At 74.0% G+C, this 12,478-nt stretch carries 13 protein-coding genes, 1 other RNA gene and 1 pseudogene; 3 read left to right on the top strand and 12 right to left on the bottom strand.

All coding sequences use genetic code 11. From position 1 onward, the window contains the following. From ACZ7L0_RS31490 to ACZ7L0_RS31450, 9 genes and pseudogenes are all read right to left on the bottom strand, one after another. Positions 1-114 (bottom strand): chorismate synthase (locus tag ACZ7L0_RS31490; protein WP_471245929.1); only part of this gene is annotated, 114 nt, incomplete at its 3' end. Further along, on the bottom strand, positions 111-272 hold the full coding sequence (locus ACZ7L0_RS31485) for a hypothetical protein (protein ID WP_471245918.1): 162 nt from the start codon (positions 270-272) through the stop codon (positions 111-113). The genes ACZ7L0_RS31490 and ACZ7L0_RS31485, both read right to left, overlap by 4 nt. After that, positions 269-532, bottom strand: a complete 264-nt coding sequence (locus tag ACZ7L0_RS31480; RefSeq protein WP_471245917.1) for a hypothetical protein — start codon at positions 530-532, stop codon at positions 269-271. Before ACZ7L0_RS31480 ends, ACZ7L0_RS31485 begins: the two co-directional genes overlap by 4 nt. Further along, positions 529-2,091, bottom strand: coding sequence for an acyl-CoA carboxylase subunit beta (locus ACZ7L0_RS31475; RefSeq protein WP_471245916.1), 1,563 nt, complete (start codon positions 2,089-2,091; stop codon positions 529-531). Before ACZ7L0_RS31475 ends, ACZ7L0_RS31480 begins: the two co-directional genes overlap by 4 nt. Positions 2,092-2,405: 314 nt before the next feature. Beyond that, the gene (locus tag ACZ7L0_RS31470; protein WP_471245915.1) at positions 2,406-2,627 is read right to left on the bottom strand and encodes a hypothetical protein; all 222 of its coding nucleotides are present in this window, start codon (positions 2,625-2,627) and stop codon (positions 2,406-2,408) included. Between the two features lie 232 nt (positions 2,628-2,859). After that, positions 2,860-3,262, bottom strand: an RNA gene (rnpB, locus tag ACZ7L0_RS31465) — RNase P RNA component class A. A gap of 115 nt (positions 3,263-3,377) precedes the next feature. Next, positions 3,378-4,094: pseudogene (locus tag ACZ7L0_RS31460) on the bottom strand (DMT family transporter); the annotation flags it as partial. A 67-nt stretch (positions 4,095-4,161) separates the two neighbouring features. Then, positions 4,162-5,001 carry a helix-turn-helix domain-containing protein gene (locus ACZ7L0_RS31455; protein ID WP_471245914.1) on the bottom strand — a complete coding sequence of 280 codons (840 nt, stop codon included), beginning with the start codon at positions 4,999-5,001 and terminating at the stop codon, positions 4,162-4,164. Positions 5,002-5,067: 66 nt separating this feature from the next. After that, positions 5,068-6,501: an RNB domain-containing ribonuclease gene (locus ACZ7L0_RS31450; RefSeq protein ID WP_471245913.1), complete on the bottom strand. Its 1,434-nt coding sequence runs from the start codon at positions 6,499-6,501 to the stop codon at positions 5,068-5,070. Between the two features lie 73 nt (positions 6,502-6,574). On the opposite strand from ACZ7L0_RS31450, the gene yaaA reads away from it, so the two are divergent. Together yaaA and eda are read left to right on the top strand one after the other, a co-directional pair. Beyond that, positions 6,575-7,366 (top strand): peroxide stress protein YaaA, encoded by a 792-nt coding sequence (gene yaaA, locus ACZ7L0_RS31445; protein WP_471245912.1) that lies wholly within the window; start codon positions 6,575-6,577, stop codon positions 7,364-7,366. A gap of 98 nt (positions 7,367-7,464) precedes the next feature. Then, positions 7,465-8,142, top strand: coding sequence for a bifunctional 4-hydroxy-2-oxoglutarate aldolase/2-dehydro-3-deoxy-phosphogluconate aldolase (gene eda, locus ACZ7L0_RS31440; RefSeq protein WP_471245911.1), 678 nt, complete (start codon positions 7,465-7,467; stop codon positions 8,140-8,142). On the opposite strand, the gene ACZ7L0_RS31435 is transcribed toward eda, so the two are convergent. The 3 genes from ACZ7L0_RS31435 to ACZ7L0_RS31425 are packed head-to-tail and all read right to left on the bottom strand — an operon-like array spanning position 8,114 to position 11,103. Beyond that, a complete protein-coding gene (locus ACZ7L0_RS31435; RefSeq protein ID WP_471245910.1) occupies positions 8,114-9,463 on the bottom strand; it encodes a bifunctional RNase H/acid phosphatase in 1,350 nt (449 codons plus the stop codon). The two genes, eda and ACZ7L0_RS31435, sit on opposite strands and share 29 nt — an antisense overlap. 42 nt (positions 9,464-9,505) lie before the next feature. Continuing rightward, a complete protein-coding gene (locus ACZ7L0_RS31430) occupies positions 9,506-10,249 on the bottom strand; it encodes a zinc ribbon domain-containing protein (protein ID WP_471245928.1) in 744 nt (247 codons plus the stop codon). Further along, entirely contained in the window at positions 10,246-11,103 is an 858-nt protein-coding gene (locus tag ACZ7L0_RS31425; RefSeq protein WP_471245909.1) for a Nif3-like dinuclear metal center hexameric protein, read from the bottom strand. Before ACZ7L0_RS31425 ends, ACZ7L0_RS31430 begins: the two co-directional genes overlap by 4 nt. A 187-nt stretch (positions 11,104-11,290) precedes the next feature. Between ACZ7L0_RS31425 and ACZ7L0_RS31420 the strand changes: the two genes are divergently transcribed. Beyond that, complete coding sequence (locus ACZ7L0_RS31420; RefSeq protein WP_471245908.1) at positions 11,291-12,460, top strand: hypothetical protein; 1,170 nt, start codon at positions 11,291-11,293, stop codon at positions 12,458-12,460. Positions 12,461-12,478: the final 18 nt, after the last annotated feature.

The following is a 12,478-nucleotide window of genomic DNA, read 5'->3' as shown; positions in this document are numbered from 1 at the left end:
CTCCGTGGTGACCGGCACGCCGGCGGGAAGACCCTCCAGCGTGGCGACGAGTGCGGGACCGTGGGACTCCCCCGCGGTCAGCCAGCGCAACCTGCCCGCCGTCGCGCCGCTCATGCCGCCTCCCGCCGGCCCGGCAGGGGCGCCGCCGCCCGCGACGTGGCGGCGGCCGACCAGGGCCTGCCACGGCGCTCCTCCGCCGTAAGCTCTCCCCCGACGACCCGCCAGGACCCCGCGGTCAGCCGGCGCAACCCGCTCACCGTCGCGCCGCTCATGCCGCCTCCCGCCAGCCCGGCAGGGGCGCCGCCGCCCACGACGTGGCGGCGGCCGACCAGGGCCTGCCACGGCGCGGGGCCGCGGGAGCCGTGGCCGTCCGGCCCGCGGCTCGCGGTGCCGGGTGCCGTCGGGGCAGCGCGGCCCCGAGCACGAGCGCGAGCGCGGCGACCTCCTCCGCCGTAGGCTCCCCCCTGACGACCCGCCAGGACCCCGCGGTCAGCAGGTCCTGTGCGCGAAACCTCTCGTCGCGGGCGCTCATTGGGGCGGGTTCCCATGCTTCCGGCCAGGCAGGGGGCTGTGTTTCTCGCGCAGCATGGCCAGCACTCCAATCAGTGCGGAACGGGTGTCCGCGGGGTCGATGACGTCGTCGACGAGGCCGCGTTCGGCCGCGTAGTAGGGATGCATCAGTTCGCGCCGGTACTCCTCGACGCGCTGCCGACGGGTGGCCTCCGGGTCCTCGGAGGCGGCGATCTCCCGCCGGAAGACGACACTGGCGGCGCCCTCGGCACCCATCACCGCGATCTCGTTGGTCGGCCAGGCCAGGCAGACGTCGGCGCCGATCGACCGCGAGTCCATCACGATGTAGGCGCCGCCGTAGGCCTTGCGCAGCACGATGGAGACCCGGGGCACGGTGGCGTCGCAGTACGCGTACAGCAGCTTGGCGCCGTGCCGGATCACGCCGTTGTGCTCCTGGTCGACACCGGGCAGGAAACCGGGCACGTCGACGAGGGTGACGAGGGGGATGTTGAAGGCGTCGCAGAACCGCACGAAACGCGCGGCCTTCTCGGACGCGTGGATGTCGAGCACCCCGGCGAGCACCGAGGGCTGGTTGGCCACGACGCCGACGACCTGTCCGGCCAGCCGCGTGAGCGCGCACAGCACATTGGGCGCCCACGCCTCGTGCACCTCGAAGAAGTCGCCGTCGTCGGCGATCTCGGCGAGCACCGCCCGCATGTCGTAGGCGCGCTGGGGGTCGGCGGGCACCAGGTCGAGGAGCTTGTCGGTGCGCCGGTCCGGGGGGTCTTCCACGGGGAGGGCGGGCGGGCGTTCGCGGTTGTTCGAGGGCAGCAGGTACAGCAGGTGCCGTACGTCCTCCAGGCAGCTCTCCTCGTCGTCGTGGACGAAGCCGGCGACCCCGGAGCGCGCGGCGTGCACGTCGGCGCCGCCGAGGCCGTCCTGCCCGATCCGCTCGCCGGTGACCGCCTGGACGACGTCGGGGCCGGTGAGGAACATCTGGGAGGTGCCGCGCACCATGAAGACGAAGTCGGTCAGTGCCGGGCTGTAGGCGGCCCCGCCCGCGCATGGCCCCATGATGACGCTGATCTGCGGGATCACCCCGGAGTTGCGGACATGACGGCGGAAGATGCCGCCGTAGCCGGCCAGCGCGGTCACGCCCTCCTGGATACGCGCGCCCGCTCCGTCGCACAGACCCACCAACGGCGCCCCGGCCTTCTCCGCCAGGTCCATGAGTGTGTGGATCTTCTGGGCGTGGGCCTCACCGAGGGCGCCGCCGAACATGCGGAAATCATGGGCGTACGCGAAGACGGTACGGCCGTGGACGGTGCCCCAGCCGGTGACGACACCGTCCGTGTACGGCCTCTTGCGCTCCAGGCCGAAGCCGCTCGCGCGGTGCCGGCGGAAGGGTTCGGTCTCGGTGAACGTGCCCTTGTCGAAGAGGAGCGCGAGCCGCTCGCGCGCGGTCAGCTTGCCTTTCGCGTGCTGTACGGCCGTGGCCTCGGGACCCGGCCCGGCGTGTACCCGCTCGCGCAGGGCGGCCAGCGCGGCCGCCTTGGCGCGGGCATCCCCCGGCTCGGTCATCTGCACGCCCCCCTCCGGAATCGCACCGGCCGCTCCCGGCCGCACCATGGCCTCAGTCGGACACCTGCCATGGTGGACGGCCGCCCTTGCCGGAGTCTTGCAGCGATCTGTACCGGTGCGTCAGGCCTGGTCAGGCCCCGAGAGCAGACGAGTCGGGCTGTACGCCGGGTATATCTGACGCACCCATGCAGGCCCTCGTGCGACATCTGCACGTCTTCCTCCGCGAGGTCCGCCTCACCGTGTGCTCGGCCGACCTGACCGTTCGACCGAACGATCCCGTGGCCGGAGCACCCCGTGGTGTTCCGGCCACGCTGCTATGCGAAGCGCGTCCAGTCCGGGTCCCGCGGGTGCGCCGGGCTGTCCCACATCAGGGCCTGATCGACGAGACCGGGCACCTTCTTGTCCTGGTGCCCGTCCGCGTACTCCACGCCGCGGTTCTCGTACAGGGCATCGGCGACTTCGATGAGGTAGTCGGCGAACGAGGGCTGCGGTCGGGCGGCGAAGGCGAGGTACCGCATCGCGGGATCGGCCGGCATGCCGATGGTGTGGGGGCCTTCGTCCCAGTACGGCAGATGCTGTACCGGAGGGATCCCGTGCTTCCTCGGCAGCAGCGAGGCTGTTCCTGTCCTTGGGGCGGAAGCCCGGTTTCAGGTTCGGGTGTCCAGCCGAGGTCGGCGGGATGGCCGGTGCCGTTGCTGCGCACGCGATGCCCGCATCCGGACAACGCCGATCTCCGGAAACCGCGCACACCCCAGCCGCAGGTGGCGGCAGACGAGTCGGGCTGTACGCCGGGTTCTGTTCCGGGGGGTCCTCGCGAACCCCCCGGCGACGGCCATCCATCTAGGGCCGGCGTTGCCGTCGGCCTCGTGCGGTCTACCCGCGGACTCGGGCGGGCAGCCCTCGAACGTCCGCGCAGGGACACCGGAGTGTCCCCTCTTGACCTTGCTCCGGGTGGGGTTTACCTAGCTGCCCAGGTCACCCTGGGCACTGGTGGTCTCTTACACCACCGTTTCACCCTTACCCAGCGCCGGAGCGCTGGGCGGTTTGCTTTCTGTGGCACTGTCCCGCGGGTCACCCCGGGTGGCCGTTAGCCACCACCCTGCCCTGTGGAGCCCGGACGTTCCTCGGGAAGCCCCCTAAGGGGACTCCACGCGGCCGTCCGCCCGGCTCGTCTGCCGTGTCGACCATGTTACCGGGCGGGACGAGCGGTTCGGTGCGGCGGCCGTCGCGAGGACCGATCCGGCCAGAATCAGGGCGAAGGCGAACGCGATGCCGGGAGTGAGCGACTCGCCCAGGAACACCGCCCCGGCCGCCACGGCGACCGCCGGGTTGACGTAGGTGATCACCGAGGCCCGGGTGGGGCCCACCTCCTTGATCAGCTCCAGGAAGGCGACGAAGGCGACCGCCGTGCACAGGACGCCCAGGCCCGCGAGGGCGGCCAGGACCTGGCCCGAGGGGACGGCGGAGGGCCAGGTGGCCGCGGCGGCGGGGGCGTAGAGCAGGGCCGTGAAAGCCAGGCAGGGGGCGATGAGATGGAGGGTGGGGACGTCCTTCATGCGGCGCGCCGCTATCAGGGGGGCCGTCGCGTAGCCCAGGACCGTGACCAGCACCTCGGCCAGCGAACGGGCGTCGCCGCCGGTCAGGTGCGGGATCGTGAGCACGGCGACCCCGGCGAGGCCGACACCCAGTCCGGTGACGCGCCGGGCGCTCAGCCGTTCCGTGTCGCCGAAGAACCGGGCCGCGACCACCCCGGCGATCGGCACGCCCGCGATCAGCAGGCCGGCCGTGGAGCTGGACAGATGCCGCTCGGCGTCGGTGAGGGTGAGCCAGGGGCCCACGATCTCCAGGCACGCGAAGGCCAGCATGGGGCGCCAGTGGTCCCGTACGTTCCGGGTCAGGCCCTTCTGGCGCAGGGCGAAGGGGAGCAGGAGCGCGGCGCCGAGCGCACAGCGCGTGAACACCACCATGGCCGGGGACACCGCGTCCACCGCCACTTTGATCATCAGGTAGGGGACGCCCCAGATCACTCCCATGAGGGAGAAGAGGAACCAACCGCGTGCAGTCATGCGGTCAGTCTCGGACCCGTGGACGGACCCCGTCTTGAACGCTGTTGCGGTACGCCGCCGGGGTCACCCCCAGCACCCGGCGGAACCACCGGGTCAGGTGCGCCTGGTCGGCGAAGCCGACGAGCGCGGCCACCTCCGCGGGCCGCAGCCCCGAATCCAGCAGCCGGCGCGCCCGGGTCACCCGGTACTGGGCGAGCCAGGCGTAGGGCGGTATCCCCATCGTCGTACGGAAGGCCCTCAGCAGCTGGTAGCGGGACAGTCCCAGCCCGGCCGCGAGGTCCTCCAGGGAGGGCGGGGCGAGGAGTTCGTCGGCGAGGCGGTCGCGTACCGCGTGGGCGATGTGCCCGGCACCGGCCACGGTGTCGCTCGCCGCACGCGCCGTCGAATGCCGGCGGGCCAGCGCGGTCAGCAGCCACGGCAGCCGGGACTCCGTCTCCAGCGGGTCCGGGCAGGCGCTGAGTTCGCTGTGCGTCACCCGCAGCGCGGCGGCCAGCTCCGGATCGTCCAGCACGGCGTCCCGGAAGTGCGGCAGCCCGCCGAGGGTGCCGTCGGTGAGGAGGGAGGTCCCGGCGTACAACGCCCGGTAGGCGTACCCGCCGGAGGCGTCGGCGGGCCCGCCGGTGTGCATCTCCCCGGGCGCCAGCACCACGATCGACCCCGGCCCCGACCGGATCAGCCCACCCCGGTAGTCGATCGCCTCGCAGCCCCCCGTGGTCACGCCGATGGTGAACTCGTCGTGCGCGTGCGGGGCGTACACATGTGTGTCGAAGCAAGCGGTCAGAAGGTCGAGCGGGGGGCCGCCCCGCCCGAGCCGAGCCCTGGTCCACTGCGCCTGCTCACCCACGTGCTCCCCCTTACGTGTGTCCCCGAGGGTGCAACGCTTTCGGGGGCGGCTTCCATGCCGTGGCGCTCACGCCGGGGCGAACAGGATTTTCGCCGTGGCCGGGTCGGCGTGGGTGAGGCGGACGCGGAGGCGGGCGCCGAGGGGCAGGGGGGTGCCCTGGACGGGGGCGATGACGGCGGGGGACTCGATCTGGACGGTGCCGAGGGTGGGGTGGTGTTCCTGGACGTCGATGACGCAGGCGTCGAAGACCTCTCCGACGCGGTCCTGCAAAAGGGCGGCCTCGACGAGGTCGACGGACTCGCGTTCGACGGCGCCCTGGCGGTGGGAGCCTTCGGCCATCTCCTTGGGCAGGGTGTCGAGGGCGGCCAGGACCCAGTCGGGCGGGGACTGTCCGGCTCCGGCCGCGAGGCAGAGCTCGGAGGTGTAGCGGTCGGCGAGGCGGCGCAGGGGTGCCGTGCAGTGGGCGTAGGGGGCGGCGACGGCGGCGTGGGTGGTGATCGGGGGGAGCTCGCCGTCGCGGAAGGGCGTGTAGCCGGCGCCGCGCAGGAGTGTCGTGCACTCCTGGAGGAACGCCGCGTGGTCCGGGCGGTGCGGGTCGAGGGAGCGCAGGAGCGCCGCGTACGAGACGTGGTGCGGCCAGTCGATGTGCAGGGCGTTCGCGGTGCGGCGCAGCCGGGCGACGGCGCCGTCGGGGGCGGCCGGGAGGGTGCGCAGCAGGCCCGTGCCGTACGCCAGCATCAGATCGGCCGCCGTCATACCGGTGAGCAGGGAGAGCTGGGCGTTCCAGCCGTCGGCGGGCAGCGGGGCGCGGTAGGCCGGTTCGTATGTGCCGTCCCGCTCGACGATCTCCTGCTCGGGCACGCCGAGCGAGATGCCGCCGCGTTCCACCTCCAGCCGTTCCCGGGCCTCGCCGATCTCCTTGAGCAACGCGACCGGTTCCTCGGCGGTCCCCGTGTCGATCCGCCGTTGCACACCTGCGTAGTCGAGCTTGGCGCGGCTGCGGACGAGGGCGCGGCGGACGTCGGCGACGAGGGTGCGGCCGTCGGAGTCGAGGTCGATCGTCCACAGCGCGGCCGGGCGGACCTGGTCCGGCAGCAGGCTCGCCGCGCCCTCGCTGAGCAGCGGCGGGTGCAGCGGGATCCGCTCGTCCGGGAAGTAGAGGGTGAGCACCCGCCGGTGTGTCTCGGCGTCCAGGGCCGCGCCGGGTACGACGAAGGCGGCGACGTCGGCGATGGCGTACCGGACGCGGTAGCCGGTGCCCTGCCGGGAGAGGTGCATCGCCTGGTCGAGGTCGGTGGCGGCGGGCGGGTCGAGGGTGAAGAAGGGGATGTCGGTGGCGTCGTACGCGGGCGGCGGCGCGGCGTGCGCGGCCCGTTCCGCCTCGGCCAGCACCTCGGGCGGGAAGCCCTCGGGCAGCCCGAGGCGGGTACGCAGCGCGCAGAGGGCGGCCCGGAGGGGGGCTTCGGGGGCGCCGGTCACGCGGATGTGGCGGCGGGGCATGCCACGAGCGTAGGGCGGGGGCCTCCATGTGGCACCCCGTACGCTGGCCCGGAGCTCAAGAGAAGGAGTCCCCGTGCTTGTCCTGCTGCCGCCCTCCGAAGGCAAGGCGTCCTCCGGTCGTGGTGCCCCGCTGAAGCTGGAGTCGCTGTCCCTGCCGGGGCTGAACGGCGCCCGCGAGGCCGTGCTCGGCGAGCTGGTCGAGCTGTGCGCGGGGGACCCCGAGGAGAACGAGAAGGCGCGTGAGGTGCTCGGGCTGAGCGAGGGGCTGCGCGGTGAGCTCGCCAAGAACGCCGGGCTGCGGACCGCCGGGGCCCGTCCGGCGGGCGAGATCTACACGGGGGTCCTGTACGACGCTCTCGGCCTGGCCTCCCTCGACGCCGCCGCCAAGCGGCGCGCCGCCCGTTCGCTGCTGGTCTTCTCCGGGCTGTGGGGCGCGGTCCGGGTGACGGACCGGATCCCCTCCTACCGCTGCTCGATGGGCGTGAAGCTGCCCGGTCTGGGCGCGCTCGGCACGCACTGGCGTACGCCGATGGCGTCGGTGCTGCCCGAGGCGGCCGGGGAGGGGCTGGTGCTCGACCTGCGGTCCGCCGCCTACGCCACCGCCTGGAAGCCGAAGGGGGAGGTCGCCGGGCGGACCGCGACCGTACGGGTGCTGCACGCGCCGACCCGGAAGGTGGTCAGCCACTTCAACAAGGCGACGAAGGGGCGGATCGTGCGCGCCCTGCTGTCGGCCGGGGCGGCGCCCCGGAACCCCGCCGAGCTGGTGGAGGCCCTGCGGGATCTCGGGTACGTGGTGGAGGCGGAGCCGCCCGCGGCGGCGGGGAAGGCGTGGGGGCTGGACGTGCTGGTGACGGAGGTGCACTGAAGCACCCTCGACTTCTGAGGCTGAAGCTCCCTCATGCCGCTATTGCAGCATGCGCAACGTCCTTTGCGCGGGCTGCACGCCCCGGGCACGATGAGCGCATGACGTCACCGTCGCCCTCCTCGTCGGCTGCCTCCGTGCTGGATCTCGCACCCGTCGTGCCCGTAGTGGTCGTGCCGGACGCCGCCGACGCCGTACCGCTGGCGCGGGCGCTGGTGGCCGGGGGGCTGCCCGCGATCGAGGTGACGTTGCGGACGCCGGCCGCGCTCGACGCGATCCGGGCGATCTCCGGCGCGGTGCCGGACGCGGTGGTCGGCGCGGGCACGGTGCTGACGCCCGGTCAGGTGACGGAGTGCGTGGCCGCGGGGGCCCGGTTCCTGGTCAGCCCCGGCTGGACGGACGTACTCCTGGCGGCGATGGCGGCTGCCGGGGTGCCGTTCCTGCCGGGGGTGTCCACGGCCTCCGAAGTGGTGACGCTCCTTGAGCGCGGGGTGCGGGAGATGAAGTTCTTCCCGGCCCAGGCGGCGGGCGGCACCGCCTACCTGCGGTCCCTGGCCGGTCCGTTGCCGCAGGCCCGCTTCTGCCCCACGGGCGGCATCGGGCCGGAGAACGCCGGGGACTATCTCGCCCTGCCCAACGTCGGCTGTGTGGGCGGGAGCTGGATGGTCCCGGCCGACGCCGTCGCCGCCCGGGACTGGGCGCGGGTGGAGGCGCTGGCGCGGGCGGCGGCCGGGCTCAGCGCACCGGCCCTCAGGGACGCAGGTGGGACGTGTCGTTGAACAGCCGGACGCTCGCGTTGCCGTCCGCGTAGTACGCCACCGCCGACAGCGAGGCAGCCGACAGCTCCATACGGAACAGGGACTCGGGCGGGGCGCCCAGGGCGAGGCGTACGAACGTCTTGATCGGGGTGACGTGCGTGACCAGCAGCACCGTACGGCCCACGTACGCCGCGACCAGCTTGTCCCGGGTGGCGGCGATCCGGGTGGCGGTCGCCGCGAAGCTCTCGCCGCCGCCGGTGGGTTCGGCCTCCGGGTCGGCGAGCCAGGTGTTCAGGTCCTCCGGGTGGCGCTCGCGCACCTCGCCGAAGGTGAGCCCCTCCCAGGCGCCGAAGTCCGTCTCCCGCAGCCCGTCGTCGATCGTCACCTCGAGCCCGAGCCGGGCGGCGACGATGCCCGCCGTCTCTCGGGTGCGGGCGAGGGGGGAGGCCACGACGGCCTGGATCGTGCCACGTCTGGCCAGTGCGGCGGCGACCCGCCGCGCCTGCTCCCGGCCGACGTCGGAAAGGGAGGGGTCGGTACCGCCGCTGCCCGAGAAGCGCTTCTGCGGGGTGAGCGGGGTCTCCCCATGGCGCAGGAGCACGAAGGTGGCCGGGGCGCCGAGATCGGGAGCGGCGCTCCAGCCGGGGGTGGAGGGGGCCGGGGTGGCCACCGTACGGGCCGCCCGGAGGTCGGCGGCGCGGGGTGCGGCCTCGCGAGCCGCGTCGGCCTCGGCCGCACGCACCGCCTCGGCTTCCACATCGTCCTCGGCGGGGGCCGCGGGCGGCTTCGCGGAGCCGGCGCCCCGGCCCGTCGACAGAGCGGCCCGCGCCTTCGCCGCCCCTGCCGCCGCGTCCCCGGGCGGTCCCGACGGTTCCGGGAGCTCGGGCGGGGTGTCCAGGGCCGCGCGGGAGCCGGACGGGGACCACTGCTCGCCCTTGGCGCCCGCGTCCATCGCCTCGTTGGCCAGGCGGTCCGCGTGCTTGTTCCGCTCGCGGGGGATCCACTCGTAGGTGACCTGGCCGGGCGGGAAGGCCCGGGCCGCCTCCGCCGCCAGGGGCTTCATGTCGGGGTGCTTGATCTTCCAGCGGCCCGACATCTGCTCGATGACGAGCTTGGAGTCCATGCGGACGTGGACCCGGGCGGCGGGGTCGAGGGCGTGGGCGGCGCGCAGGCCGGCGAGCAGGCCCCGGTACTCGGCCACGTTGTTCGTGGCGACGCCGAGGTACTCCGCCGCCTCGGCCAGGGTCTCCCCCGTCGCCGCGTCGCTGACCACGGCCCCGTACCCCGCCGGTCCGGGGTTGCCCCGCGACCCGCCGTCGGCCTCGACGATGAACTCCCGCACGCCCAAAGCCCCTTACTGCCCCGTGCCGCCTCTGACCGCCGCCTACAGACCGGACTCGGCCGTGCGCACCAGGATGCGGCGGCAGTTCTCGCAGCGCACCACCGTGTCGGGGGCCGCGGCGCGGATCTCGTTGATGTCGGTGATCGCCAGCTCCTGGCGGCAGCCCTGGCAGGTGCGCTGGTACAGCTTGGCCGCACCGATCCCGCCCTGCTGCTCGCGCAGCTTGTCGTACAGCTTGAGCAGGTCCGCGGGGATCGCGCCCGCGATGACCTCGCGCTCCTTGGTCACCGAGGCCGCCTCGCCGTCGATCTCCTCGAACGCGGCGCTCCGGCGCCCGGTCGCGTCGTCGATCTTCGCCTGGACGGAGGCCACCCGCTCGGTCAGCTCGCCCACCCGCTCCTGCGCGGCCTCGCGGCGCTCCATGACCTCCAGGACGACGTCCTCGAGGTCGCCCTGCCGCTTGGCCAGCGAGACGATCTCCCGCTGGAGGTTCTCCAGGTCCTTGGGGCTGGTGACCGCCCCGGAGTCCAGCCGCTGCTGGTCGCGGGCGGCGCGCTGGCGCACCTGGTCCACGTCCTGCTCGGCCTTGGTCTGCTCGCGGGCGGTGTCGCTCTCCTCGGTCTGCGCGGCCACGAGCAGGTCGCGCAGCTGGGTGAGGTCCTTGGTCAGCGAGTCGATCTCGGCGTGCTCGGGCAGCGACCTGCGCTTGTGCGCCAGCTGCTGGAGGCGTACGTCGAGGTCCTGGACGTCGAGGAGTCGGATCTGGTCGGCGGGCGCGGCGTTCAGTTGGGGGCTCCCGTGGCGCTAGAGGTGGTGGCGGACGCCGCGTGGGCGGTCCAGGGGTCGGTGACCGTCTTGGAGACATGGACCCGCAGGTCCCAGCCGTGGCGGTCGGAGATTGCGTCGAGCTGCGCGGCGGCCAGCTCGCACCAGGGCCATTCGGTGGCCCAGTGCGCCGCGTCGAGCAGCGTGAGCGGGCCGTCGGCCAGGGCTTCGGAGGCCGGGTGGTGGCGCAGGTCGGCGGTGAGGAAGGCGTCCACGCCGGCCGCCCGGACGTGGTCGAAGAGGCTGTCGCCGGAGCCGCCGCTCACCGCGACGGTGCGCACGACCGCCTCGGGGTCGCCGGCCACCCGGATGCCCTGCGCGGTGGCGGGCAGCCGTTCGGCGGCGCGGGCGGCGAGTTCGCGGACGGTGAGGGGGTGGTCGAGTTCGCAGACCCGGCCCAGGCCCCGGCGGCCCTCCGGATCACTCGGGTCCGGTACGAGGGGTCGTACGACCCGCAGGTCCAGCGCGCCGGCCAGCGCGTCGGAGACGCCCGGGTCGGCCGTGTCGGCGTTGGTGTGGGCGACGTGCAGCGCGATGTCGTTCTTGATCAGGGTGTGCACGACCCGGCCCTTGAAGGTGGAGGCCGCGACCGTCGTCGTACCGCGCAGGTACAGCGGGTGGTGGGTGACCAGCAGGTCGGCGCCCAGCTTCACCGCCTCCTCGACGATCTCCCGCACCGGGTCCACGGCGAACAGGACCCGGGCGACCTCCTGGTCGGGGTCGCCCACGACGGTGCCGACCGCGTCCCAGGACTCGGCCCGCTCGGCGGGCCACAGGGTCTCCAGCGCGGCGATGACTTCAGACAGACGGGGCACGGGGAAAAGGCTACCTGCCTGTTCTGCGCCGCAGTACCGCCTCCGCCCCACCGGGCCCGGGCAGCACAGCCGTCCCCGGATCCTCAGGGGAACCGCCGCCCGGCCACCCGTATGTGTGAAGTGGGCGCCCGCCGCTCTCACGGCTGTGCGTACGAAAACTAGCTTCGTCACCGGAGGTGACCGAACGATGACAGCCTGTGCGATCGAACCTTCGGCGACCGGGGAGGACGGCGGGGCGCCCCGGTCGGCTTGCGCCATCACCGTGGACGGCGTCTACGCCGCCCGCCTGGCGTCGGCCGGCGGCTGCTGGTTCCCGGAGCGCTGGACGCTGGACGGGCCCGAGCCGTACGCCGTGCCGCTGCCCGGCAACCAGCCGGAGGAGCCCGGGACCGAGGTGCAGCCCATGGGCGACGGACGGGTCCTCATCCACCGGCTGGTGGAGCGACGGCACGCCTTCTCGCTGCTGTACCCGACCGGGCCCGACACCGGCGAGCTGCCCCTCGGCGCGGTCGAGTGCCCGGAGGAGGACGCCCGGCTGCGGCTGCTGCCCCCGGCACCGGACGGCGAGCGGGCGTACGCCCTCGCGGTGGGCCGGTACACGACGTCGGTGTGGCTGGTGGCGGGCGGCGCCTTCGGGCCCGAGCACCTCGCCGAGGTCCCGGGGCGCTGCTCGGGCGGTGTCTGGCTGGACCGGGCGGGGCGGCTGCTCGCCGTGGACCGGGAGATCGGCGGCCTGACCAAGGCGGTCGTGGTGGACCTGGAGCGGGGCGGCGAGGTGTCGCCGCTGCTGCAGATCGCCGCCGACAGCGACGACCGGCTGCTGCTCGCCGACCCCGACAGCGGGCTGCTGCTGATCTCCTCGGACGCGCCGTCGCCCGGGCAGGAACGGTTGGGCTGGGGGGTCCTGGGCAGCATGCTGCCGGTGCGCTTCCCGGAGTGCCTGCGCCCGCCCGACTGCACGGTCACGCCGTTCGCGATCCAGCCGGGTCAGGCGCTGGTGCCGGAGAACTGCGCGGTGGCGCTGCGCGTCCACGGGCCGCTGGGCAGCTGGGTCGGCGTGTGGCGGCCGGCGGAACGGCGGTTGCACCATCTCCCGCCGCCCGAGGGCTGGCTGGCGGGGGCCGGGCTGTGGACGGCGGGCGGGGTGCTGCGGCTGCCGTACGCCACCCCGGACGTGCCGTGCGGTGTGGCGGCGCTCGCGGCGCCGCCGAGAGCCGCGGCCACCACCCCTGTTCGGGAGCCGGGGACCGCCCCGGGGCAGGCCCCGGAACAGGCGGAACCGGAACCTCCGACGCCGGTCGTGAACCGTCCGGTGCCCTTGCGGGAAGCGCCCTTGGGACGTCTTGTAACGAACTAGTGCCGGTTGGCGTGCCCG

The sequence above is a fragment of the Streptomyces sp. NPDC039424 genome (assembly GCF_055639495.1).
The sequence above is the reverse complement of the archived record's forward strand: the minus strand, read 5'-3'. Positions and strand labels throughout refer to the sequence as shown.